This is a genomic window from Bordetella genomosp. 7 (assembly GCF_002261415.1).
Lineage (GTDB): Bacteria > Pseudomonadota > Gammaproteobacteria > Burkholderiales > Burkholderiaceae_B > Bordetella_A.
Window position 1 is genome coordinate 87,717 of record NZ_NEVI01000015.1, and the last position, 22,710, is coordinate 110,426.

General features: G+C 66.4%; 22 protein-coding genes. 15 read left to right on the forward strand and 7 right to left on the reverse strand.

Translation table 11 applies throughout. From position 1 onward, the window contains the following. Positions 1–45 precede the first annotated feature (45 nt). Positions 46–1,050 (reverse strand): Bug family tripartite tricarboxylate transporter substrate binding protein, encoded by a 1,005-nt coding sequence (locus CAL18_RS09615; protein ID WP_094817746.1) that lies wholly within the window; start codon positions 1,048–1,050, stop codon positions 46–48. Between the two features lie 237 nt (positions 1,051–1,287). Between CAL18_RS09615 and CAL18_RS09620 the strand changes: the two genes are divergently transcribed. Continuing rightward, positions 1,288–3,042 (forward strand): IlvD/Edd family dehydratase, encoded by a 1,755-nt coding sequence (locus CAL18_RS09620; RefSeq protein WP_026638169.1) that lies wholly within the window; start codon positions 1,288–1,290, stop codon positions 3,040–3,042. Positions 3,043–3,488: 446 nt separating this feature from the next. Here CAL18_RS09620 and CAL18_RS09625 read toward each other — a convergent pair whose 3' ends face one another. Then, positions 3,489–4,394 carry a LysR family transcriptional regulator gene (locus CAL18_RS09625; RefSeq protein ID WP_094817747.1) on the reverse strand — a complete coding sequence of 302 codons (906 nt, stop codon included), beginning with the start codon at positions 4,392–4,394 and terminating at the stop codon, positions 3,489–3,491. 103 nt (positions 4,395–4,497) lie between these two features. Here CAL18_RS09625 and CAL18_RS09630 point away from each other — a divergent pair, with 103 nt between their 5' ends. Continuing rightward, a complete protein-coding gene (locus CAL18_RS09630) occupies positions 4,498–5,463 on the forward strand; it encodes a 3-hydroxyacyl-CoA dehydrogenase family protein (protein WP_094817748.1) in 966 nt (321 codons plus the stop codon). On the opposite strand, the gene CAL18_RS09635 is transcribed toward CAL18_RS09630, so the two are convergent. The 3 genes from CAL18_RS09635 to CAL18_RS09645 all read right to left on the reverse strand — a co-directional run bounded on the left by CAL18_RS09635 (position 5,454) and on the right by CAL18_RS09645 (position 8,661). Beyond that, positions 5,454–6,014, reverse strand: a complete 561-nt coding sequence (locus CAL18_RS09635) for a DNA-deoxyinosine glycosylase (protein ID WP_081745597.1) — start codon at positions 6,012–6,014, stop codon at positions 5,454–5,456. The genes CAL18_RS09630 and CAL18_RS09635 overlap by 10 nt on opposite strands. Then, positions 5,996–6,625 carry a class I SAM-dependent DNA methyltransferase gene (locus CAL18_RS09640; RefSeq protein ID WP_026638173.1) on the reverse strand — a complete coding sequence of 210 codons (630 nt, stop codon included), beginning with the start codon at positions 6,623–6,625 and terminating at the stop codon, positions 5,996–5,998. Before CAL18_RS09640 ends, CAL18_RS09635 begins: the two co-directional genes overlap by 19 nt. Before the next feature lie 179 nt (positions 6,626–6,804). Further along, positions 6,805–8,661: a phosphoenolpyruvate carboxykinase (GTP) gene (locus CAL18_RS09645; RefSeq protein ID WP_026638174.1), complete on the reverse strand. Its 1,857-nt coding sequence runs from the start codon at positions 8,659–8,661 to the stop codon at positions 6,805–6,807. Between the two features lie 219 nt (positions 8,662–8,880). Here CAL18_RS09645 and CAL18_RS09650 point away from each other — a divergent pair, with 219 nt between their 5' ends. The 3 genes from CAL18_RS09650 (at position 8,881) to CAL18_RS09660 (ending at position 12,033) form a co-directional block, all read left to right on the forward strand. Continuing rightward, positions 8,881–10,302, forward strand: coding sequence for an MATE family efflux transporter (locus tag CAL18_RS09650; protein ID WP_094817749.1), 1,422 nt, complete (start codon positions 8,881–8,883; stop codon positions 10,300–10,302). A gap of 57 nt (positions 10,303–10,359) precedes the next feature. Beyond that, the gene (locus CAL18_RS09655) at positions 10,360–11,622 is read left to right on the forward strand and encodes a Zn-dependent hydrolase (protein ID WP_094817750.1); all 1,263 of its coding nucleotides are present in this window, start codon (positions 10,360–10,362) and stop codon (positions 11,620–11,622) included. Positions 11,623–11,697: 75 nt separating this feature from the next. Then, positions 11,698–12,033, forward strand: coding sequence for a thioredoxin family protein (locus CAL18_RS09660; protein WP_094796349.1), 336 nt, complete (start codon positions 11,698–11,700; stop codon positions 12,031–12,033). Between the two features lie 165 nt (positions 12,034–12,198). On the opposite strand, the gene CAL18_RS09665 is transcribed toward CAL18_RS09660, so the two are convergent. After that, positions 12,199–12,909 carry a GNAT family N-acetyltransferase gene (locus CAL18_RS09665; RefSeq protein ID WP_094817751.1) on the reverse strand — a complete coding sequence of 237 codons (711 nt, stop codon included), beginning with the start codon at positions 12,907–12,909 and terminating at the stop codon, positions 12,199–12,201. Positions 12,910–12,969: 60 nt separating this feature from the next. On the opposite strand from CAL18_RS09665, the gene CAL18_RS19685 reads away from it, so the two are divergent. Beyond that, complete coding sequence (locus CAL18_RS19685) at positions 12,970–13,125, forward strand: hypothetical protein (protein ID WP_170940312.1); 156 nt, start codon at positions 12,970–12,972, stop codon at positions 13,123–13,125. Here the strand turns inward: CAL18_RS19685 and CAL18_RS09670 are convergent. Next, a complete protein-coding gene (locus tag CAL18_RS09670; protein ID WP_094796348.1) occupies positions 13,118–13,414 on the reverse strand; it encodes a hypothetical protein in 297 nt (98 codons plus the stop codon). The genes CAL18_RS19685 and CAL18_RS09670 overlap by 8 nt on opposite strands. Before the next feature lie 192 nt (positions 13,415–13,606). Between CAL18_RS09670 and gorA the strand changes: the two genes are divergently transcribed. From gorA to alkB, 9 genes are all read left to right on the forward strand, one after another. Beyond that, positions 13,607–14,965 carry a glutathione-disulfide reductase gene (gene gorA / locus CAL18_RS09675; RefSeq protein WP_094817752.1) on the forward strand — a complete coding sequence of 453 codons (1,359 nt, stop codon included), beginning with the start codon at positions 13,607–13,609 and terminating at the stop codon, positions 14,963–14,965. 69 nt (positions 14,966–15,034) lie between these two features. Next, on the forward strand, positions 15,035–15,667 hold the full coding sequence (locus tag CAL18_RS09680; RefSeq protein WP_094817753.1) for a LysE family translocator: 633 nt from the start codon (positions 15,035–15,037) through the stop codon (positions 15,665–15,667). Between the two features lie 74 nt (positions 15,668–15,741). Then, positions 15,742–16,869, forward strand: coding sequence for a 3-deoxy-7-phosphoheptulonate synthase (locus tag CAL18_RS09685; RefSeq protein WP_094796346.1), 1,128 nt, complete (start codon positions 15,742–15,744; stop codon positions 16,867–16,869). Between the two features lie 129 nt (positions 16,870–16,998). Further along, positions 16,999–17,457 carry a (2Fe-2S)-binding protein gene (locus CAL18_RS09690; protein ID WP_094817754.1) on the forward strand — a complete coding sequence of 153 codons (459 nt, stop codon included), beginning with the start codon at positions 16,999–17,001 and terminating at the stop codon, positions 17,455–17,457. A 14-nt stretch (positions 17,458–17,471) separates the two neighbouring features. Then, positions 17,472–19,736 (forward strand): xanthine dehydrogenase family protein molybdopterin-binding subunit, encoded by a 2,265-nt coding sequence (locus CAL18_RS09695; RefSeq protein ID WP_094817755.1) that lies wholly within the window; start codon positions 17,472–17,474, stop codon positions 19,734–19,736. 30 nt (positions 19,737–19,766) lie between these two features. Then, positions 19,767–20,744, forward strand: coding sequence for an AraC family transcriptional regulator (locus tag CAL18_RS09700; protein ID WP_249276261.1), 978 nt, complete (start codon positions 19,767–19,769; stop codon positions 20,742–20,744). A gap of 93 nt (positions 20,745–20,837) precedes the next feature. Beyond that, positions 20,838–21,164 (forward strand): I78 family peptidase inhibitor, encoded by a 327-nt coding sequence (locus tag CAL18_RS09705; RefSeq protein ID WP_026638184.1) that lies wholly within the window; start codon positions 20,838–20,840, stop codon positions 21,162–21,164. Positions 21,165–21,232: 68 nt separating this feature from the next. Continuing rightward, entirely contained in the window at positions 21,233–21,955 is a 723-nt protein-coding gene (locus CAL18_RS09710; protein WP_026638185.1) for a 2OG-Fe(II) oxygenase, read from the forward strand. A gap of 10 nt (positions 21,956–21,965) precedes the next feature. Next, entirely contained in the window at positions 21,966–22,619 is a 654-nt protein-coding gene (gene alkB / locus CAL18_RS09715; protein ID WP_094817756.1) for a DNA oxidative demethylase AlkB, read from the forward strand. Positions 22,620–22,710: the final 91 nt, after the last annotated feature.

Below are 22,710 nucleotides of genomic sequence, written 5' to 3' on the forward strand. Positions count from 1 at the left end.
ACAACGCGCGCGGCGCGGCGGCCTGCGGGCCGCCGCAAGGCCGCTTCACTCGGCCTGCACCTGCGCGTCGGCGATCACCTTGGACCACTTGGCGCGTTCGGCGGCGATGCGCGCCGCGGCATCTGCAGGCGATGTCCAGGTCGCCACCGCGCCCTGGTTCAACAATGCGGCCCTGACCTCCGGCTTGGCCACGATGGTCTTCAGGGCGCCGTTCAAGCGCTCGATTACCGGGGCAGGCGTGCCGGCGGGCGCAACAATTCCGAACATCGAGCTGACCTGGAAGTTCGCCAGGCCCGCCTCTGCGGTGGTGGGCACTTCGGGCAACGCTTCGGCGCGCTGTTGCGAAGCCACGGCCAAAGCGCGCAGCTTGCCCGCCTTGACGTGACCTTGCGATGCGGGCGCGGTCTCGATCATGCTCAGCACCTGCCCGCCCATCAGGTCGGTCATGGCCGGGCCGCTGCCCTTGTAGGGGACATGCAGCACGTCGACGTCGGCGATGCTCTTGAACATCTCGGCGGCCAGGTGCTGCGGCGAGCCGTTGCCGGCCGAGGCCATCGTCAGGTACCCGGGGCGCGCCTTGGCCAGGGCAACGAAATCCTGCAGCGACTGGGCCTGGACCGAAGGATGCACCACAAACACCAGCGGTACGGTGCCCACGATCGATACCGGCGCGAAACTCTTCTCGATGTCGTAGGGCACCTTGCTTTTGTAGAGCTCGGCGTTGATGGAGTGGCTCGTCAGGGCACCCATCAGCAGCGTGTAGCCGTCCGGGTCTGCCTTGGCCACCTGATCGGCGCCGATGTTGCCCGCCGCGCCGGCGCGGTTTTCAACGACGAACTGCTGGCCCAGCGCGGTCGAAAGCTCTTGCGCCAGCACTCGACCGATAACGTCGGTGGCGCCGCCGGGAGGGTAAGGAACAACCAGCCGCACGGCGCGGTCGGGGTATGCGGCTGCCGCAGGCGCGGCCTGGCAGGCCAGGCCCGCGCACACGGCCAAGGCCGACAACAAAATGGCGCGACGCGCGGGGGCGGGCTTGCTGAAACGGAACATGCAGGTCTCCTGGCCGGGATGGTTATTCGAGGTGAGCGTGCGCCCGGCTTGCGGTGCCAGTTTAGGGTGGCCGTCCTGATTGATGAATCAGAACTTTTCTATTGAGTGATCGCCATAGTCGATCAATAGACAGCCTCTGGCAGGTCGCGCGGCGCCTGGCTATCCGGCGCTTGCGCGGGATCTGCTGTGCGCCCTATGATGCTGCGATCAGATTATCAATAATATTATTGGAATGCCATGAGCACGAAAACCCCGCCCTCTTCTCTTCCGGGCCTGGCCAGGGGCCTGACCAACTATGGCGACTCCGGCTTTTCGCTGTTCTTGCGCAAAGCCTTCATCAAGGGCGCCGGCTACACCGACGACGCGTTATCGCGGCCCGTGATCGGCATCGTCAATACGGGCAGCAGCTATAACCCCTGCCACGGCAACGCCCCGCAACTGGTCGAGGCGGTCAAGCGTGGCGTGATGCTGGCCGGCGGCCTGCCGGTCGACTTCCCGACCATCTCGGTGCACGAGAGCTTTTCGCAGCCTACCAGCATGTACCTGCGCAATCTGATGTCGATGGACACCGAAGAGATGATCCGCGCACAGCCCATGGATGCGGTGGTGCTGATCGGCGGCTGCGACAAGACCGTGCCGGCGCAGCTGATGGGCGCGGCCTCGGCCGGCGTGCCGGCCATACAGTTGGTGACGGGCGCCATGCTGACCGGCGCGCACCGAGGCGAGCGCGTGGGCGCCTGTACCGACTGCCGCCGCTATTGGGGTCGCTACCGTGCCGACGAGATCGACGCCGACGAGATCGCGGACGTCAACAACCAGTTGGTGGCCAGTGTGGGCACGTGTTCCGTCATGGGCACGGCCAGCACCATGGCGTGCCTGGCAGAAGCGCTGGGCATCATGGTGTTCGGCGGCGCTTCTGCGCCCGCGGTCACGGCCGACCGCATACGCGTGGCCGAGCGCACGGGCGCCACGGCGGTTGCCATGGCCGCCAGCCGCATCACGCCCGATCTTATCCTGACGGGCAAGGCGTTCGAGAACGCGCTGCGCGTATTGCTGGCCATCGGCGGATCGACCAACGGCATCGTGCACCTGACGGCCATGGCGGGCCGGCTGGGCATCGACATCGACCTGGCCGGGCTGGATCGCCTGAGCCGCGAGACGCCTGTGCTGGTGGACCTGAAGCCGTCGGGCCAGCATTACATGGAAGACTTCCACAAGGCGGGCGGCATGCCGGCCCTGTTGCGCGAACTGCGGCCACTGTTGCACCTGGACGCGCTGACCGTGTCGGGGCGCAGCCTGGGCGAAGAGCTCGATGCGGCGCCGCCGCGTTTTGCGCAGGCCGTCATCCGGCCGTTCGACTCGCCCATTTATCCGGCGGGCGGACTGGCGGTGTTGCGCGGGAACCTGGCGCCCGGGGGCGCCATCATCAAGCAGTCGGCCGCCGACCCGCAATTAATGGAGCATGAAGGCCGCGCCGTCGTGTTTGAAGACGCACAGGACATGGCGCTGCGCATCGACGACGAAGCCCTGGATGTCAGGGCGGACGACATCCTGGTGCTCAAGCGCATCGGCCCCACGGGCGGCCCCGGCATGCCCGAAGCGGGCTACATGCCCATTCCCCGCAAGCTGGCGCGGGCCGGCATCAAGGATATGGTGCGCATTTCCGACGGCCGCATGAGCGGCACCGCGGCGGGCACCATCGTGCTGCACGTCACCCCGGAAGCCGCTGTGGGCGGGCCCCTGGCATATGTGCACAACGGCGACCGTATCCGGCTGTCGGTGCAGCGCCGCGAAGTTTCCCTGCTGGTCAGCGACGAAGAGCTGGCGCGCCGCGCCGCGGCGCAGCCGATAGAACGCCCCCAAGCGCAACGCGGCTACCAGAAGCTTTATCTGCAATCCGTCACCCAGGCAGACCAGGGCGTGGACTTCGACTTCCTGCGCGCGCCGCAGGTGCGCGAAAGCGTGCCCGACAAGGCTGCAGACGACCGGTAACGCCGACCGAGCCTCCCGCGAGCCGGCAAACAGGCAGGCAAAGTTGCCTGACACCACGGGCCACGCCCCATAGCCGCATCAGCCCAGATACGCCAGGTGTCAGACACCCAAAGGGTGTCAGACACCAACCATGCCACGCCCCACAGCCACATCAGTCCGGATACTTCAGGTGTCAGACACCCAAAGGGTGTCAGACACCAACCATGCCACGCCCCACAGCCACATCAGTCCGGATGCTTCAGGTGTCTGACACCCAAAGAGTGTCTGACACCAGCCGCGCCACGCCCCACAGCCACACCAGTCCGGATGCTTCAGGTGTCTGACACCCAAAGGGTGTCTGACACCAACCGTGCCACGCCCCACAGCCACATCAGTCCGGATGCTTCAGGTGTCTGACACCCAAAGGGTGTCTGACACCGAACCGCAAGCCGCACAATGCGGACTATCTACTGCTGTTTGGCCAGATCCGCGCGCAACATCTGCAATAACGCCAGGGCGGCCGGCGACAGGCTGCGGTGGCGCGCTGTAACGACGCCTATGGACCGCTCGGCTACCGGACCGACCAGCGCGCGGCTCATGATCCCGTCATGCGCTACGGCGCCGGCGGCGATGGCGGGCAGCGCCGCTACGCCGAACCCGCACTCGACCATGGCCACGATCGTGGTCAGGTGCTCGGCCTCGAAAGCGGGCTGAAACCGGATGCGATTCTGTAGAAAGGCCCATTCGGCGTATTGCCGAACGCTGCTGGGCTGCACCATGGTCACATGCGCGGCCTTGACCGTATCGGCCCAGCGCAATGGCCCCTTGCTGCGCGCCAACGCGTGGCCCGGGGGAATCAGCAACAGAAAACTGTCGGACAGCATGGGTTCATAGTGCAGATCCACCTGCTGCGGATCGGCAGCCGTAATGGCGAAATCCACGTCGCCGGCACGCACCAGGTCAAACGCGGGCCCCGACAGGGTGTCATGCACCTTCAGCGCCACATGCGGATGCGCCTGGCGATACGCCATGAGCACGCGCGGCAACATGCGCGCGGCCACGGACGGCAGCGCCGCCACGGCCACGCAGCCCTGCTGGGCGTTGGCGATGCCGCCCACGGCGTCCAGTGCCTCGCGAAACGCCACTTGCAGATTGGCCGCCTGTTGCATGAACACCTGCCCCGCCGCCGTCAGGCGCACGGTGCGGGTGGTGCGGTCGAACAAGCGCACGCCCAGCGCCTCTTCAATACGGAGGATCTGCGTGGACAGCGCGGATTGCGACAAGTGCAGTTGCGCGGCGGCCTGCCGGAAGTTGAGCGCACGGCCCAGCACCAGCACGGTATCGACATCGCGCATCGACAAATTGATTTTCATCTTATTGATCTCGTTTATTGATCATTCTATCCAGAAAATCTGATTCATCAATCAAAGCACATTCCCTAAACTGGCATGCACTCCATCTGAAAAGGACGATGCAATGAATGCCAGCCTTCCGGCTCGCCTGGCCAACCCCGCCGCCACACACGCGGTGATCGTGGGTGGCGGCACCATGGGCGCCGATGTGGCGGTGGTACTTGCACGCGCCCAATGCCGCACCACGGTCATAGAGCCCGACGCAGGCCGTGCCGCCGCCCTGCCCGCGCGCGTTGCGGACAACCTGGCTGCGGCCGGCCATGCGGACGCCGCGGACAAAGTGCAGGTCGTCGCCAGCCTGCAAGCATGTGACTGGCGCGATGTGGCGCTGGTCATCGAATGCATTCCGGAACGCCTGGACCTGAAGCAGGCGCTATTTGCCGAACTCGAGCGGCATGCGCCGGCCGACGCCATTCTGGCCAGCAACAGTTCCAGCTTTCCGATAGGCGAAATCGGCAAGGGCCTGGACACGCGCGCGCGCATGCTGGGGCTGCATTTCTTCATGCCCGCCCATTTGGTGCCGCTGGTCGAAGTCGTGCTGTGCGATGCCAGCGACGTGCAGCATGCGGACGCGCTGGTCGCCTTCATGCGCCGTTGCGGCATGGTGCCCGTCAAGGTGCTCAAGGATCTGCCGGGCTTCCTGGCCAACCGCCTGCAGCATGCGCTGTCGCGCGAAGCCTTCGACCTCATCGATCGCGGCATCGCTTCGCCCGAAGATGTGGATGCGGCCGTGCGGTTTGGGTTCGGGTTCCGGTTCCTGGCCGCCGGCCCCGTGCTGCAACGGGACCATGCCGGCATCGACGTCCATGCGGCAGCTGGCGCCACCATGTACCCGACGTTCTGCAACAGCGACACACCCGCGCGGTGCCTGACCGAGCGTGCCGCGGATGGCCGCCACGGCATGAAGACCGGCCAGGGGTTCTACGCCTGGACGCCCGAGGCCATCGCCGCAGAACGCGCCCGCTATGACCGCCTGCTGCGCGCCGGCCTTGACCTGATCGCCGACGAACTGCCGCCCGTTCAGCCCTGACCGGGCAAGCCGGGCAGCGCCAGCGCGCTACGCCATATCAACAGCTTGTCCGCCTGGCTCATGGCGGCGTGGGCGGGGCTGGTGGATGGCAAGGCGAGGGTTTGCAGCCCCTGCGCGCCGGTCACCCGCGGCATGACGCGGCGTCGGTACAGGGCAGCGGCCGCCGCGCCGTTGAGGCACACCTTCATAATGCCGGGATGGGCGCTGAAAAACGCGCCGAAGTCGTTGATCTCGGCGGTGGCCGGGTCGATGTCGGCGTCCAGGCTGCCATCGCGATCACACGCCTGCAAGACGTCCCACAACGCCACGCCGGCCGCCTTGAGCGCCGCGACGCGCCGTTCGTATGCGGCCGTCGCATCGAAACCGAAAGCCGCGGCCGCTATCGGCCAGAACGCGTTGCGGGGGTGGGCGTAGTACTGTTGCAGCCGCAGGGATGCCACGCCCGGCATAGAACCCAGCACCAGCACGCGCGCGTCCGGCCCCGCCACAGGTGGCAAGCCATGGACGCGGGGGGCGGTCGGCCCGCGCCGCGCTATGCGCGGGGCCGCCATACGCTGGCCAACCAGGGTTGCTGCTCGCGTGGCAGCCCCGCGGGCCGGTAGTAGTGTTCCAGTTCGTCGAATCCCGCCGCGTTCATCAGGGCGCGCCAGCGGTCCAGGTCGTGATAGGCGCCATAGCGGCCGCGATTCCAGCCCTCTTCGTTGGCGCCGCGCGGGTTGGAACTGAACAGTGCTCCGCCGGGCCGCAGCGTTGCACGCAATTGTTGCAGTACGCGCGGCAGCTGCGCAGTGGGCACATGGAAGAGCACGGCATTGGCGAATATTCCGTCAAAACGCTGCGCAGGCAGGTCCAGCGCCAACAGGTCCTGGTGCCAGACTTCGCAGTCCGACGCCTGGCGGGCCATGGCGACAAAGCGTTCCGCGCCATCAAGCCCCACGGGCCGGTGGCCCAACGCGCGAAAGGCCTGCAGGTCGCGTCCGGGGCCGCATCCCAGATCCAGGATGTCGAATGGCGGCGTACCCGCCAGGTGGCGCAACAAGGCATCGATGTTCTGGCGCACATCGTGATCGCGCGTGCCAGCCTCGAAACTCTCGGCATGCGCGTTGTAGTAATCAAGGGTCTGTTCGGCGATGTGCCGCAGGTCGTCCGGGGTCATGGGCATGGCATCGTACGCAATGGCGGGCGCGCAACACGGGCGCCGCGCGCCGGGATGAAAGGTGTCAGGCACGCTGCGCGAGCCTGACACCCATATATACCACTGCCATGCCCGTACACCACCGCCGCAGATGCAGCCTCTTTGGTGTCAGGCTCGCGCAGCGTGCCTGACACCTGCGTGCGAGTTCAGGCCGCCAGGCGGTCTTGGATCGAGGCTTTTACCTCGGGCAGTTCCTCGGGCAGCCGGCTGGCCAGCTGCTTGAACAGGCCTTCGTGCAGCGTCAGTTCTTCGCGCCATGCAGCCGGGTCCACCGAGATCACTTGCTCGAAGTTGTCCGGGCTGAACTCCAGGCCAGTCCAGTCGATATCCTGGTAGGTCGGAGACACCCCGAATACCTGCTCGACACCTCCGGCGGTTCCATCGATGCGGCCCAGCATCCACTTCAGCACGCGCATGTTCTCGCCAAACCCGGGCCACACGAACTTGCCGTCGGGGCCCTTGCGGAACCAGTTCACGCAATAAATGCGCGGCAATACGGCGCCCGCATCCTGCAGGCGCTTGCCAAGCTGCAGCCAATGACCGAAATAGTCGCTCATGTTGTAGCCGCAGAACGGTAGCATGGCGAACGGATCGCGGCGCACCACGCCCTGCTGTCCCGCCGCCGCCGCCGTGGTTTCGGAACCCATGGTGGCGGCCATGTACACGCCTTCCACCCAGTTGCGGGCCTCGGTCACCAGGGGCACCGTGGTGGAACGGCGTCCGCCGAAGATGAACGCGTCGATGACCACGCCCTGGGGGTTTTCCCATTCGGGATCGATGGACGGGCATTGCGACGCGGGTGCGGTGAAGCGCGCATTCGGATGCGCCGCCTTGCGGCCGGTTTCCTTTGCGATCTGCGGCGTCCAGTCCTGGCCTTGCCAATCGATCAGGTGATCGGGCGGCGTGTCGGTCATGCCTTCCCACCATACGTCGCCGTCATCGGTGAGCGCCACGTTGGTGAAAATGACATTGGCCTTGAGAGTGGCCATGGCGTTGAAGTTGGTTTTTTCGCTGGTGCCCGGCGCCACGCCAAAGTAACCCGCCTCGGGGTTGATGGCGCGCAGGCGGCCATCGGCGTCGGGCTTGATCCAGGCGATGTCATCGCCAATGGTGGTCACTTTCCAGCCGTCCATGCCTTGGGGCGGAATCAGCATGGCGAAATTGGTCTTGCCGCAGGCGGACGGGAACGCCGCGGCAACGTGGTACTTGCGGCCCTTGGGCGAGGTCACGCCCAGGATCAGCATGTGCTCGGCCAGCCAGCCCTGGTCGCGCCCCATGGTGGACGCAATGCGCAGCGCAAAGCACTTCTTGCCCAGCAGCGCGTTGCCGCCATAGCCGGAGCCAAAGCTCCAGATTTCGCGGGTTTCGGGGTAATGAACAATGTACTTGGTGGGGTTGCACGGCCACGGCACATCGGCCTCGCCCTGCGCCAGCGGCTTGCCCACGCTGTGCACGCACGGCACAAACTCGCCTTCGGCGCCCAGCACGTCGAACACCGCGCGGCCCATGCGGGTCATGATGCGCATGTTCACCGCCACATATGGGCTGTCGGACAGCTCGACGCCGATATGCGCAATATCGGAGCCCAGCGGCCCCATCGAGAAAGGCACCACATACATGGTGCGTCCCCGCATCGAACCATCGAACAGCCCGTCGAGCGTGGCGCGCATTTCGGCGGGGTCGGCCCAATTGTTGGTGGGGCCCGCATCTTCGGCGCGCGCGGAGCAGATGAAGGTGCGGTCTTCGACGCGCGCCACATCGGATGGGTCGGAGCAAGCCAGATAGGAGTTGGGGCGCTTGGCCGGGTTCAGGCGACGCAGCGTGCCCGACTGGACCATCTGTTCGCACAGACGGTCGTATTCTTCCTGGGATCCGTCGCACCAGACTACGTGATCGGGTTTGGTCAGCGCGGCGATCTTCGCGACCCACTCGATCAGCCCTTGGTGCTTGACGTACGCGGGAACATTGAGCGAAGCGATCCCGCCGTCGAACGGTTTATTCATCGGGCCCATCTCCTGTAAAAGACCATGCGGGCCCGCAAGGACCCGCATCGATAGGTAAAGCAGTGCCGCAATATTACTTGCATGCACGCGCCCCTTGCCACATTGCGGCGCAATGAATGCAACATCGTATGTCAACTGCGTCCCTAAAATTTTCCAGTTTGTGCCTGCCCCCCCATGCGCGCGCGGCGTATCATTCGGCGTTGAAGCTTTGACTGACACATGCCGTTCCCGCACATCGCCGCATCGTCGTGGACACGCGAAATCCGCGCCACGCTCGCACTCAGCCTGCCCCTTGTACTGACCAGCCTGGCCCAGATGGCCATGACCACCACCGATGTGATTTTCATCGGGCGGCTCGGATCAGAGGCCCTGGCCGCCAGCGCTTTGGGTGCAAATCTTTACGCCGCCATTGCATTTTTCTCGCTCGGGCTGGTCACCGCCACGGCGCCCATGGTGGCGCGCGAAGTGGGCGCGCGGTGCCATTCCGTGCGCGACGTGCGCCGCACGGTGGCGCAAGGCCTGTGGTCCGCCGTCATCATCTCGGTGCCCGGCTGCCTTGCGCTATGGCACGGCGAGGCCATATTGCTGGCCATCCGGCAGCCGCCCGCGCTGGCGGCCGAGGCCGGGGTGTATTTGCGCGCGCTGCTATGGGGGCTGCCGCCATTCCTGGGGTTCCTCGTGCTGCGTTCATTTGTCGCCGCACTGCAGCGGCCCCGCGCTGCACTGTGGGTGGCGCTGGCGGGCATCGTCTTCAACGCGGTAGCGGATTGGGCGCTGGTGTTCGGCAAACTCGGCTTTCCGGAGATGGGCCTGATCGGCGCGGGCATCGCCAGCGCCACGGCGAGCCTGTTCTTGTTCGCGGGCATGGCAGTGGTGGTGCAGTGTGACCGCCGTTTCCGGCGTTATCACTTGTTCGGGCGTCTGTGGCGTCCAGACTGGCACCGCCTGGCCGCTTTGTGGAAGCTGGGCCTGCCCATCGCGGCTGCCACGGCGTTCGAAGTCACGATCTTCAACGCAGCTGCGTTCCTCATGGGCTGGCTCGGCGAAGCCGAACTGGCCGCTCATGCGGTGGCCATCCAGATCGCCGGCATCAGCTTCATGGTGCCCTACGGAATTGCGCAGGCCGCCACGGTGCGCGTGGGCCTGGCCTACGGCGCGCGCGACCCGGCCGCCATCCGCCGGGCAGGCTGGACCGCCTACGCGCTGGGCGTGGGCAGCATGGTAATGGCTGCAGTATTGATGGTTGTCGTGCCGCACTGGCTGCTGGCCGCATTCTTCGATGTGCAGGATCCCGCCAACGCGGGCCTGCTGGCGCTGGCGTCTTCATATCTGGCGGTTGCCGCAATCTTCCAGATTGTCGACGGCGCCCAGGTCATGGGGGCCGGCATGCTGCGCGGCCTGCACGACACGCGCGTGCCCATGATCTATGCCGCGATCGGCTATTGGGGTCTGGGCCTGCCCGCCGGCGCCGCCCTGGCGTTCTGGGCCGGATGGCGCGGCGAAGGTATCTGGAGCGGCCTGGCCATCGGCCTGGGCGTGGTGGCGGTACTGGTCACGCGGCGCTGGCTGCGGCGCGAGCGCTTGGGGCTGGCCCCCGCGCAAGGGTGTGCGGCCAGGGCTGCGCGCGCCGTCATGCCATAATCGATCGGCGCCACGTACCTGAAGACAAGGCGCGCCAATTCGTTTGCCAGGATGTCTATGCCCCCCGCTTTTCCCCCGCTGAATGCCGACCGCCTGTGGTCGCGCGTCGAAACACTTTCCCGCTATACCCTGCCCGACCTGCCCTGGACACGGCGCGCCTTTACACCATTATTTGAACAGGCACGCACCTGGCTGGCGCAAGAGTTCGCCGACGCCGGCCTGGACGTGCACCTGGACGCAGGCGGAAACCTGGTGGGGCGCCGCGCGGGGCGCGACCCGACGCGCAAACCCATCGTCACCGGTTCGCATTGCGATACGGTCATGAGCGGCGGCCGCTTCGACGGCATCATTGGCGTGCTTGCCGGCATTGAAGTGGCGCGCACGCTGCACGAGAACGAGATTGAACTGGACCACCCCTTCGAGGTCATCGACTTTCTGTCCGAGGAACCCAGCGACTACGGCATTTCGTGCGTGGGCAGCCGGGCCTTGTGCGGCCAACTCGATGCCGCCATGCTGCAGGCCCGCAACCCGCAAGGCGAGACGCTGGCCGACGGCCTGCGCCGCATTGGCGGCGACCCTTCCGCATTGACGGCGCCGCTGCGCCAGGCCGGCGACACCGCGGCGTTCGTTGAACTGCACATCGAGCAGGGCCCTGTGCTGGAAAGCCGGCAGTTGCCCATCGGCGTGGTGACCCACATCGTGGGCATACGCCGCGTGCTCATCACCGTCCAGGGCCAGCCGGACCACGCCGGCACCACGCCCATGGATATCCGTCGCGACGCATTGGTAGGCGCGGCGCGGCTGATCGACGCGGCGCACCGGCAGGCCAGCCGCCTCAGCGGCAATCCCCATTACGTCGTTGCCACCGTCGGACGCATCGAAATCACGCCCAACGCCGCCAATGCCGTGCCCGGCCGCGCCGAACTGATGCTGGAAGTGCGCAGCGACAGCGACGATGTACTCGACAGTTTTCCCGAAACCTTGCTGGCCGGCCTGAACGATGACATGGCCGCGCTGAAGCTCGATGTCGCCATGGCGCCGGTAAGCCGCGCCCATCCCACCGCTTGCTCTTCCGACGTCATGCAGGCTATCGAGACGGCCGCGGGCCGGCTGGGCTACGCCTCGATGCGGCTGCCCAGCGGCGCGGGGCACGACGCGGTCTATATGGCGCCCACGGGTCCCATCGGCATGGTGTTCATCCCATGCCTGGGCGGCCGCAGCCATTGCCCCGAAGAATGGATAGATCCCTCGCAGTTGCTCGACGGCACGCGCGTGCTCTACGAAACCGTGCGGGAACTGGACCGCGCGCTCAGGCGCTGAAGCATCCCGGCCGGCGCGCAGTCCGCGCGCGCCGTGCGCTATCGTCCTCAATCCAACACCTACCGGGCCTGCCACATGCAGCAGATCGAACTGACCGACAGCACTGCCGACCGCTATCTGCTCGACGCGCCGGGCCTTTCGCTGCTGGCCTTCTACAGCCGCACGTGCGGGGCCTGCAAGATGGCCCGCGAACAGTTGCCGCAGCTGGATCTGCCCGTCGAACGGTTGTGCTGGATCGACGCGGGCGACAACGGCGGGCTGGTGGCGCGCTACGAAGTCTTTCATCTGCCCGCGTTGTTCCTGGTGCGCGACGGCGCTTTCTATGGGCCAGTGAACGCGTCGCTGGCGCAATGGGACCTGCGCCAGCAGATCGGGCTGGCGCTCGACAGCTATCCGGCCGAGCTGCCATGAGAGGAACATCGCCTGTCTAGCCTCGCGGGATGGACGGATAGGTGTCTGACACCCTACGGGAGTCAGACACCGGGCGGTGCCGGGCGGCGCGTGGGGCATCACACGGCAGATCGGTGTCTGACTCCCGTAGGGTGTCAGACACCAATGGGTGCGTGACCCGGGCCGTCAGCGCGCGGCGGCGATGAGGTCGGCCAGCCGGCGCCGCTGCCTGCCCTGCGCATCGAAATTGCCCGTGTCCAGCCACTGTTCGAGCCCGGCGCGCACGGCGGGCCATTCGCTGTCGATGATGGAGAACCACGCCGTGTCCCGGTTGCGGCCCTTGTAGACCACCGCCTGCCGGAAAATTCCTTCGAACTGGAATCCCAGCCGCAATGCGGCCGCGCGCGACGGCGCATTCAGGCTGTCGCACTTCCATTCATAGCGGCGGTAGCCCAATTGATCGAAGGCGCGCCGCATCAGCAGGTATTGCGCCTCGGTGGCGGCGGGTGTGCGCTTGAGCAGCGGCGAATACGAAACGCTGCCCACTTCGATCACGCCGTTGGCCGGATCGATGCGCATCGCCGCCAGCGTGCCTGTAGCCTGGCCTGTCGCCAGGTCGATGACCGCATAGTGCTGGGGATCGTCCAGGCCCTGTATGCCGCGCGCGTATGCCAGGTAACCGGCCTCGTCGTCGAACGGCCCGGCATAGGTATACGTCCAGTCGCTGCCGTCCGGCGCCTGGCTGAACGCGGCATAAAGGTCCTTGCCATGCCGGTCGGCGTCGAGCGGCTCCAGCCGGCAATAGGCGCCCGACATAGGCGCTCGTGGCGGTGTCGGGCGGGTGGCCCAGCCCGGCAGAGCCCGGCCTACGGGCTGTTGCGGCGTAGCAGTGGTCATGCGCGTCCTTTTCGGGTGACGCCCGGTCGCGGGCAATACGTACGCTAGCGGATCGGTGGCATGCTGAACAGTTCCGCAACGGTGCAATGCCATGGCGCCGCGATGCTGCCCGACATTCTGCTGGACATGCCCGAAGGCCGCAATACATTGCAAGGGCAACCGTTGCGGCGCCGGCAGCAGGCGATGGCGGATGGGCGCCGCCGCCCCGCTAGCTGATCAGCCCGCCCAGCAGCAGCATCGCCAGCACGAGCCAGAATATCCCGGCCACGATGGCGCGGCGCATGAACGCCTTGACGGCGGCCCATAGCAGCACCAGCCCCAATACCAGCAAGGCAAAGTTGAATATCGACGGGCTCATCCCCAGCGTGCTGGCCAGCCCCCCGAAAAAGTCGCCCAGCGCAGAGCCCAGGCCGCCGAACACATAACGCAGTCCGGACACGATGGCGCGGATGACCTCGCCCAGCATCGCGCCGGCCGAGCCAAAAAAACTGTCTTCAGTCTGCATGCGTTTCCAAACCGGGGAATACCCCGTGTAATGCCGGCGTCCGAGCCGGCCATGCCCAGAATGTATCCGATACGCCCCGCGCGCGCCCAGCCGCCGCGCTCTCCTGCAGGGCAGGGCCGATTAGCGGTTTAATACGGGTCTGGTCAGATAGTGTGGGCCGCGCAAGCCGGCCCCGTACCCTGAAGGAACACAATGGCTTTCGATTTTGATCTCTTTGTAATTGGCGCCGGCTCGGGCGGCGTGCGCGCGGCCCGCTTCGCCGCGGGATTCGGCGCGCGCGTGGCCGTGGCCGAAAGCCGCTATCTGGGCGGCACATGCGTCAATGTGGGCTGCGTGCCCAAAAAGCTGCTGGTGTACGGCGCGCATTACCGCGAAGACTTCGAACATGCCGGCGGCTACGGGTGGACGGTGGGCACGCCCGGATTCGACTGGCCCGCCCTGATCGCCAACAAAAACCGCGAAATCGAACGCCTGAACGGCATCTACCGCAACCTGCTGGTGGGCAGCGGCGTGACGCTGTACGAGGGCCACGCCCGCCTGGCCGACCCGCATACCGTAGAGGTCGACGGGCAGCGCTACACGGCGCGGCATATCCTGGTGGCCACCGGCGGCTGGCCCCAGGTGCCCGACATCCCCGGCAAAGAGCACGCCATCACCTCGAACGAAGCCTTCTATCTCAAAAGCCTGCCGCGCCGGGTCCTGGTGGTGGGCGGCGGCTATATCGCGGTTGAATTCGCCTCAATCTTCAATGGCATGGGCGCCCAGACGGTACAGGTCTACCGGCGCGACCTGTTCCTGCGCGGATTCGACGACAGTGTCCGCACCCATCTGCGCGACGAGCTCGTCAAAAAGGGGCTGGACCTGCGCTTTAACGCCGACGTGGCGCGCATCGACCGGCGCGACGACGGCAGCCTGGCAGCCACCCTGAAAGGCGGCGAGGTCATCGAAACCGACTGCGTGTTCTACGCAACGGGGCGTCGACCCATGCTGGACAACCTGGGGCTGGAAAACACCGGCGTCAAGCTCAACGACGAAGGATTCATCGCTGTCGACGATGAATATTGCAGCAGCGAGCCGTCCATCCTCGCAGTGGGCGATGTCATCGGACGCGTGCCGCTTACGCCGGTAGCGCTGGCCGAGGGAATGGCCGTCGCTCGACGCCTGTTCCGCCCCAGCGAGTACCGCAAGGTCGACTACAACCTGATTCCCACCGCCGTGTTCAGCCTGCCCAATATCGGCACGGTGGGAATGACCACCGAGCAGGCGCTGGCGGCGGGGCATCGCGTCAAGCGCTACGAAAGCCGGTTCCGCCCCATGAAGCTGACCTTGACGGGCGACCAGGAAAAGACCCTGATGAAGCTGGTGGTGGATGCCGACACCGACCGGGTGCTGGGTTGCCATATGGTGGGCCCGGACGCAGGCGAAATTGTGCAAGGGCTGGCCGTGGCGTTGAAGGCCGGCGCCACCAAGCAGGTATTCGACGAAACCATCGGCATCCATCCGACAGCCGCCGAAGAGTTCGTCACGATGCGCACGCCCGTGGCCGAATAGCTGGCTGTTACGGTACAGATTCGCGGTACGCTTTGCGGCACGCCCTTCACTTTCGCCCCAAGGTGTTTCATGCCCGAGCTTTCCAACCTGGCCGCATTCGCTCTTGTCTCGCTCGGCATGGTGCTCACGCCCGGGCCCAACATGGTTTACCTGATCTCGCGCTCGATCTCGCAAGGATCGCGCGCGGGACTGGTATCCCTGGGCGGCGTGGCGGCGGGTTTTGTTTTCTACCTGTTATGCGCGGTGCTGGGCATTACCGCGCTGCTGATGGCAGTGCCCTATGCGCACGATGCCCTGCGCCTGGCCGGCGCCCTGTATCTGGCCTATCTCGCATGGCAAACGTTGCGCCCGGGCGGGCGATCGCCCTTCCAGGTGCGGCAGCTGCCGCAAAGCAGCTCCCGGCAGCTGTTCGCCATGGGGCTGGTCACCAACTTGCTCAACCCCAAGATCGCCATCCTGTACTTGTCTTTGCTGCCGCAGTTCATCCAGCCGGGCCACGGCAGCATCCTGCTGCAATCGTTGACGCTCGGCATGACGCAGGTGCTGATCAGCCTGGCCGTCAATGCCATGATCGTCCTGGCCGCCGGAACCATCGCCGGCTTTCTGGGCGCGCGGCCGTTGTGGCTGGCCATCCAGCGCTGGCTGATGGGCACCGTACTGGCCGGGCTGGCCGTGCACATGGCCCTGGATGCGCGTCGTTGACCGTAGCCCCGGAGCGTCGGCGCGCCAGGGTGCGATAATGCGGCAGCTTTGAATTCCGCCATACCGAGATTGCCATGACCCGCATCGATGACCCCCGCCACGACCGCGAAGTCGGCACCGCCGACTCCACCCAGGACACTACGCGCATCGACGACGTGCGCATCGGCGCGGTACGCCCGTTGATTTCGCCCGCCCTGCTGCAAGACGAACTGCCGATTCCGCAAGCCACGCAGGCGCTGGTCGAGCACGCCCGCGCCGGCATTGCCGACGTGCTGCACGGCCGCGACGACCGGCTGGTGGTGGTAGTAGGCCCCTGTTCTATCCACGATCATGCCCAGGCTATCGAATACGCAAACCGCCTGAAATCCGCGGCCGACGCCCTTAAAGACGACCTGCTGGTGGTCATGCGGGTGTACTTTGAAAAGCCGCGCACCACGGTGGGCTGGAAAGGCTATATCAACGACCCGCGCCTGGACGGCAGCTTTCGCATCAACGAAGGGCTGCGCCGCGCCCGCGAACTGCTGCTTGAAATCGGCGGGCTGGGCCTGCCCGTGGGCACCGAGTTCCTGGATCTGCTCAGCCCGCAGTACATCGCCGATCTGGTGGCATGGGGCGCAATCGGCGCCCGTACGACCGAAAGCCCGAGCCATCGCCAGCTGGCCTCGGGGCTGAGCTGCCCGCTGGGCTTCAAGAACGGCACCGACGGCGGCGTCCAGGTCGCGGCCGACGCGATCGTCGCGGCTCGGGCCCGCCACGCGTTCATGGGCATGACCAAAATGGGCATGGCCGCCATTTTCGAAACGCGCGGCAACGATGATACGCACGTCATCCTGCGCGGCGGCAAGCAAGGGCCCAATTTCGACGCCGACAGCGTGCAAGCCTGCTGCGCGGCCCTGAAAGCGGCCGGCCAGCGCGAACAAGTCATGATCGACTGTTCGCACGCCAACTCGAACAAAGCCCACGAGCGCCAGGTCGACGTGGCGCACGATGTGGCCCGCCAGCTTGCCCAGGGCGAATCGCGCATCATCGGCGTCATGATCGAAAGCCATCTCGAGGCCGGACGCCAGGACCTGAAACCCGGTGTACCCCTGCGCCATGGCGTGTCCATTACCGATGCCTGCCTGGGCTGGCAGCAAACCGCCCCCGTCCTGGACCACCTGGCCCAGGCAGTGCAACAGCGCCGCGCGCGCCTGCGCGGCTAGCGGCCGGCCTGCGCAGGTTCGCAGGATCAGGCAAGAATGACAGAGAAATCGGCATTGCTGTAGGCGGGGCGAATTTCTTATTCTGCTCGTCTGCGGGGCGCGGGCCCCGCCGTTCAGAAGGAACTCGCCATGCCCGCCTTGAACATCAACGGCAACGATACTGCCCTGGATGCGCCCGATGAAATGCCGCTGCTGTGGGCGCTGCGCGATGTCGCGAACCTGACCGGCACCAAATACGGCTGCGGCATGGCGCTGTGCGGAGCCTGTACCGTGCAAGCCGACGGGGTTGCGATCCGCTCGTGCGTCACGCCCCTGGCTGCCGTGGCCGGCAAGAAGATCACCACGATCGAAGGCGTGGACGCCGACAGAGTCGGGCAAGCCGTGCAGGCGGCCTGGCGCAAGCTCGACGTGGCCCAGTGCGGCTACTGCCAGTCGGGACAGATCATGTCCGCCGCGGCCCTGCTCGCGCAAAACCCCCAGCCCACCGACGCCGACATCGACGACGCGATGAGCGGCAACGTATGCCGCTGCGCCACGTATGTGCGCATCCGCGCCGCCATCCACGAAGCCGCGCGCGCGCTGGCCTGACACAGGAGACACTCATGCATCCCATCGTGCGATCCCACGTCGCGGCGGTCATGCCGGTGCGCAATGTCAGCCGCCGCCGTTTCATGCAGGGTGCGGGCGGGCTGGTGCTCGGCTTCACGCTGGGCCCCGCCGCAGTCCGGTCCGCCACCGGGCCCGCGGGCGCGGCCGACCATTCGGCGGCCTTCGCGCCGAACGCCTTCGTGCGAATCGGCAGCGACGGCACCGTTACGGTATTGTCCAAGCACCTGGAAATGGGGCAAGGCGCGTACACGGGCCTGGCCACCCTGGTAGCCGAAGAACTCGATGCCGACTGGTCGCGCGTGCGCGTCGAAGGCGCGCCCGCCAACACCGAGCTGTACAAGAACCTGGCGTTGGGCCTGCAGGGCACGGGCGGCAGCACGGCCATTTCGAATTCCTTCGAGCAGATGCGGCGCGCCGGCGCAACCGCACGCGCCATGCTGGTGGCCGCTGCCGCACAGCGCTGGCAAGTCAGTCCGGCCGAGATCACGGTGTCCGAAGGCGTGGTGCGCCACGCCGCTACGCAGCGGCAGGCCACCTTCGGCGAACTGGCCGATGCCGCAGCCCGTCAGCCCGTTCCCGAATCGGTACAACTGAAGACGCCTGCCGACTTCAAGCTCATCGGCCAGGAAGCGCCGCGCCGGGTCGACGCTCATGCCAAGACCAACGGTGCCGCCGTTTTCACGCAAGACATCAAGCTGCCCGGCATGCTGGTCGCCATGGCGGCGCACCCGCCGCGCTTCGGCGGCAAGGTTGCCGGCTTCGATGCCAGCAAGGCGCTGGCCGTGCCGGGCGTGCGCCACGTCGTGCAATTCGCGGGCACCGGCCACAATTTCGAAGGGGTCGCGGTACTGGCCGACAACACCTGGGCCGCGCGCACCGGCCGTGATGCGCTGCAGGTCCAATGGGACGACAGCCGCGCCTACAGGCAAGGCTCCGAAGACATCCGCGCGCAATTTCGGGCCGCGCTTGACCGCCCCGGCGCCGTCGCCGGCAGCCATGGCGATGCAGAGGCGGCCCTGGCAAAGGCGGCGCACGTCATCGAGGCGGAATACGAATTTCCTTACCTGGCGCACGCCGCCATGGAACCCATGAACTGCCTGGTGCACTTGAGTGACGACCGCTGCGACATCTGGAACGGCGAACAATTCCAGACCGTGGATCAGGGCGTCGTGGCCAAAGTGTTGGGCCTGCCTGCGGAAAAGGTCTTCATCACGCAGTTGTACGCGGGCGGCAGCTTCGGACGGCGCGCCTGTGCGCACGCCGACTACATTGCCGAAGCCGCCCACATCGCCAAGTCGGCGCGTGAACAGGGAGTTGACGCCCCTATCAAGCTGGTATGGACTCGCGAAGACGACATGCGCGGCGGCTATTACCGGCCGTTGAACATCCACCGCGCGCGCATCGGCCTGGATGCGCAGGGCGAGCTGGTTGCCTGGCACGTGCGGCTGGCCGGGCAGTCGATATTCAGGGGCAGCCCGCTTGAAGCGGCCATGCAGAACGGCATCGACCCCTCCTCGGTAGAAGGGCAGGCCGATCTGCGCTATGCCGTGCCCAACCTGCTCGTTGAGTCGTACACACCCGATGACGTGGGCGTGCCTGTGCTGTGGTATCGGTCGGTCGGCCACACGCACACTGCGTTTTCGGCCGAAAGCCTGATGGACGAGGCCTCCGGTGCGGCCGGAAAAGACCCCGTCGCCTATCGGCTCGCCCTGCTCGACCAACATCCCAGGCACCGCAGGGTGCTGGAGCTCGCGGCGGAAAAAGCCGGCTGGTCGCAGCCGCTGGCCGCAGGCGGGCAAGGCGAACGGCGCGGCCGCGGGGTGGCGCTGCACGAGTCGTTCAGCAGCATCGTTGCGCAAGTCGCCGAAGTCACGGTAAAGGACGACGGCAGCTTCAAGGTCGACCGCATCGTCTGTGCCGTGGACTGCGGTCTGGTGATCAACCCCGACGTCGTCAGGGCCCAGATGGAAGGCGGCATCGGCTTTGGCCTGTCCACGGCGCTGTACGGCGCCCTGACTCTGAAAGACGGACAGGTGGAGCAAAGCAATTTTCACGACTACCCCGTTCTGCGCATCAACGAGATGCCGGCCGTCGAAGTGCATACGGTGGCGTCGCAAGAAAAACCCACCGGGGTGGGCGAACCCGGCGTTCCGCCGGTGGCGCCGGCGGTCGCCAACGCCCTGTTTGCCGCCACGGGCCAACGCATCCGTACACTGCCCTTCGAACAGCACACACAACGCCTGGCGCGATCGGCGTAATATTTCGCTGTTGCAGCATTCGCGATCAACATGGTTCCGGCAACCCAGATTTCGGCAAGCGTCCCGCCCGCCCTGGCCAGCGGCCTGGGCGAGCTCGCGGCCCTGATCAACCGTCATGCCCCCGCCGACGGGCTGCACCCCAGCGGCATCGAGGGCCTGTCGTTTTTCCGTTCTTCACGCCCCAGCGAACTCAGCTTCGCCGTGTACCGGCCATCCCTGGCGCTGCTGGTGCAGGGCGCCAAGCGGGTCGAAATCGGCGAAGACGTGTACGAGTACAGCGCGTCGGACTACCTGCTTACCTCGGTCGACCTGCCCGTGGCGACACGGATCACCCTTGCCAGCCCGGATACCCCCTACCTGTGCTTCGTGCTGGACCTGGACCCGCGGGATACCGCCAGCCTGATCGCCGAAACCGAACTGGCGGCCCCGGCAGACACCACGGCGGGGCGCGGCCTGGCAGTGGCCCGCCTGTCGCCCCCCTTGCTCGACGCCGCACTGCGCATGGCGCGGCTGCTGGACACTGCGCAAGACATTCCCGTGCTCGCCCCCCTGCTGCGCCGCGAGATCTCATACAGGCTGCTCACCGGAGAGCTGGGCGGCCGCCTGCGCCATATCTGCCGCAACGAGGGTCCGGCGCACCAGGTCCGGCAGGCCATTGCCTGGCTTCGCACCCACTACGACCAGCCGCTGCGCGTGGAGCAGCTTGCCCAGGCAGTCAACATGAGCACGTCGTCGCTACACCACCATTTCAAGGCGGTCACCGCCCTGAGCCCGCTCCAATACCAGAAGCAGCTCAGATTGCAGGAGGCCCGGCGGCTCTTGCTTGCCGGTCTCGCCGATGCGGGGGCTGCGGCACGCCAGGTGGGCTATGAAAGCGCCTCGCAATTCAGCCGCGAATACAGCCGGCAGTATGGCGCGCCGCCCCTGCGCGACGTGGCGCGGCTGCGCGGCCTGCCGGCCGCGGTAGCGGGTCAGGCACAGCTTGCGGTGGCAGGCGGCAACGACTGACCGCCCAGCGTCCCGGCCGTCCGCGCACGGATGAACAAAACAGCCGGCAAGCTGGTCTATCATGAACGTTCATTGCTGCCTGAAGGAGCCTTCATGATACGCAAGCTGATACCCGTTTTCCTGGTGGCCGGGCTGGCCGCCTGCGCCTCCAGCGGCACCCAGCGCGCCACGCCGGATGGCGCTGCGGACGCCTCTTCCCCCGCTGGCGCGCCCATGTCCGAATGCGACGCCCAGCGCGTGCAAGATCTGGTCGGCCAGAAGTACTCGGATTCCGTGGGCAACGATGCCCGCGAGCGTTCGCAGTCGGCCCACCTGCGGGTCATGCGTCCCGGCCAGGTCATGACGATGGAATACAACCCCACCCGCCTGAACGTCATCCTGGATGCGGGCGACGTGATCACGGCCCTGCGCTGTGGCTGAGCCCGGCGGCGGAGTTTGACCGCAACCGCCCGGATGCGGGGCGGCAGGGGCCGCCCTACACTGGGGCCATGAACGCCACCGAATCTGCCCGCCCGGATGGCCTGGCAAGGCTGGACTGGCCGGCCATCCTAAGCGCCCTCGACCAGGACGGATACGCGGTCCTGCCGGCTTTGCTGGATGCGGCCGAGTGCGCCGCGCTCGTGCGCGCATACGAAGACAACGCACGCTTTCGCAGCCGCATCGTGATGGCGCGGCACGGGTTCGGACGCGGCGAGTACAAATACTTCGACTACCCGTTACCCGACATCGTCGGGCGACTGCGCGAGTCGCTTTACCCGCGCCTGGCTCCCCTGGCCAACCGCTGGAACGCGGCGCTGGGCATCGATGTCAGCTATCCGGCCACCTTGCGCGGGTTCTTGCGACGCTGCCATGCCGCCGGCCAGGGCCGCCCCACGCCTCTGTTGCTGGCCTATGGGCCCGGCGACTACAACTGTCTGCACCAGGATCTTTACGGTCAGCACGTCTTTCCGTTGCAAGTCGCCGTGTTGCTTTCAGAACCCCGGCAAGACTTCACCGGCGGTGAATTTGTATTGACCACGCAGCGCCCCCGCATGCAGTCCCGTGCAGACGTGGTGCCGCTGCGCCGCGGCGACGCCGTCGCGTTTGCCGTCAATTACCGGCCGGTGCAAGGCACGCGCGGCCCGTACCGCGTCGTGCAGCGCCACGGCGTGAGCGTGGTGCGTTCGGGGCAGCGGCATACACTGGGCATCATCTTCCACGACGCCCAATAGCGCCCACTGTATGAACCTGGACCTGTTCTCCACGGGCAGCGAACCGCCCGTTGAACTCGAACCGGGCGCGGTCTTCCTGCGCGGCCATGCGCTGCCCTATGTCGACGCGCTGCTGCCCGCGCTGGAAAGCGTCATGCAGGCAGCGCCGCTGCGCCACATGGAAACCCCGGGCGGCTTTCGCATGTCAGCTGCCCTGACCAATTGCGGCACATGGGGATGGACCAGCGACCGCCACGGGTATCGATACACGCGGCATGACCCGCAAACCGGCCTGCCCTGGCCCGCCATGCCGCCATCATTCCTGCGTCTGGCGCAAGACGCGGCCGCCGCGGCCGGTTATCCCGGCTTCTTGCCGGATGCGTGCCTGGTCAACCGTTATGCGCCCAAGGCGCGCATGAGCCTGCACCAGGACAGGAACGAGCAAGACATGAGTGCGCCCATCGTATCGGTGTCGCTGGGCATAGACGCCATGTTCCTCTGGGGTGGCGGGCAACGCAGCGACCCGGCGCGGCGCGTGCCATTGCAGCACGGCGATGTGGTGGTCTGGGGCGGCCCGGCGCGTCTGCGCTATCACGGCGTACTGCCGGTGCCCCAGAACCATCATCCGCGCCTGGGCGCGGCACGCGTGAACCTGACATTCCGGCGCGCGGCGACCACCACATAAGTTGTACGTATATCTTAAAGAAAAACGCCTCCGCGCCATAAGCAGCCGCATGAATTACTTGATAAATACGACTTGACCGGCACAAGTTACG

Coding starts and splice junctions, on each gene's coding strand:
- CAL18_RS09615 (WP_094817746.1), bottom strand. CDS start 1,050: ATGTTCCGTTTCAGCAAGCCCGCCCCCGCGCGTCGCGCCATTTTGTTG.
- CAL18_RS09620 (WP_026638169.1), top strand. CDS start 1,288: ATGAGCACGAAAACCCCGCCCTCTTCTCTTCCGGGCCTGGCCAGGGGC.
- CAL18_RS09625 (WP_094817747.1), bottom strand. CDS start 4,394: ATGAAAATCAATTTGTCGATGCGCGATGTCGATACCGTGCTGGTGCTG.
- CAL18_RS09630 (WP_094817748.1), top strand. CDS start 4,498: ATGAATGCCAGCCTTCCGGCTCGCCTGGCCAACCCCGCCGCCACACAC.
- CAL18_RS09635 (WP_081745597.1), bottom strand. CDS start 6,014: ATGGCGGCCCCGCGCATAGCGCGGCGCGGGCCGACCGCCCCCCGCGTC.
- CAL18_RS09640 (WP_026638173.1), bottom strand. CDS start 6,625: ATGCCCATGACCCCGGACGACCTGCGGCACATCGCCGAACAGACCCTT.
- CAL18_RS09645 (WP_026638174.1), bottom strand. CDS start 8,661: ATGAATAAACCGTTCGACGGCGGGATCGCTTCGCTCAATGTTCCCGCG.
- CAL18_RS09650 (WP_094817749.1), top strand. CDS start 8,881: ATGCCGTTCCCGCACATCGCCGCATCGTCGTGGACACGCGAAATCCGC.
- CAL18_RS09655 (WP_094817750.1), top strand. CDS start 10,360: ATGCCCCCCGCTTTTCCCCCGCTGAATGCCGACCGCCTGTGGTCGCGC.
- CAL18_RS09660 (WP_094796349.1), top strand. CDS start 11,698: ATGCAGCAGATCGAACTGACCGACAGCACTGCCGACCGCTATCTGCTC.
- CAL18_RS09665 (WP_094817751.1), bottom strand. CDS start 12,909: ATGACCACTGCTACGCCGCAACAGCCCGTAGGCCGGGCTCTGCCGGGC.
- CAL18_RS19685 (WP_170940312.1), top strand. CDS start 12,970: ATGCTGAACAGTTCCGCAACGGTGCAATGCCATGGCGCCGCGATGCTG.
- CAL18_RS09670 (WP_094796348.1), bottom strand. CDS start 13,414: ATGCAGACTGAAGACAGTTTTTTTGGCTCGGCCGGCGCGATGCTGGGC.
- gorA (WP_094817752.1), top strand. CDS start 13,607: ATGGCTTTCGATTTTGATCTCTTTGTAATTGGCGCCGGCTCGGGCGGC.
- CAL18_RS09680 (WP_094817753.1), top strand. CDS start 15,035: ATGCCCGAGCTTTCCAACCTGGCCGCATTCGCTCTTGTCTCGCTCGGC.
- CAL18_RS09685 (WP_094796346.1), top strand. CDS start 15,742: ATGACCCGCATCGATGACCCCCGCCACGACCGCGAAGTCGGCACCGCC.
- CAL18_RS09690 (WP_094817754.1), top strand. CDS start 16,999: ATGCCCGCCTTGAACATCAACGGCAACGATACTGCCCTGGATGCGCCC.
- CAL18_RS09695 (WP_094817755.1), top strand. CDS start 17,472: ATGCATCCCATCGTGCGATCCCACGTCGCGGCGGTCATGCCGGTGCGC.
- CAL18_RS09700 (WP_249276261.1), top strand. CDS start 19,767: ATGGTTCCGGCAACCCAGATTTCGGCAAGCGTCCCGCCCGCCCTGGCC.
- CAL18_RS09705 (WP_026638184.1), top strand. CDS start 20,838: ATGATACGCAAGCTGATACCCGTTTTCCTGGTGGCCGGGCTGGCCGCC.
- CAL18_RS09710 (WP_026638185.1), top strand. CDS start 21,233: ATGAACGCCACCGAATCTGCCCGCCCGGATGGCCTGGCAAGGCTGGAC.
- alkB (WP_094817756.1), top strand. CDS start 21,966: ATGAACCTGGACCTGTTCTCCACGGGCAGCGAACCGCCCGTTGAACTC.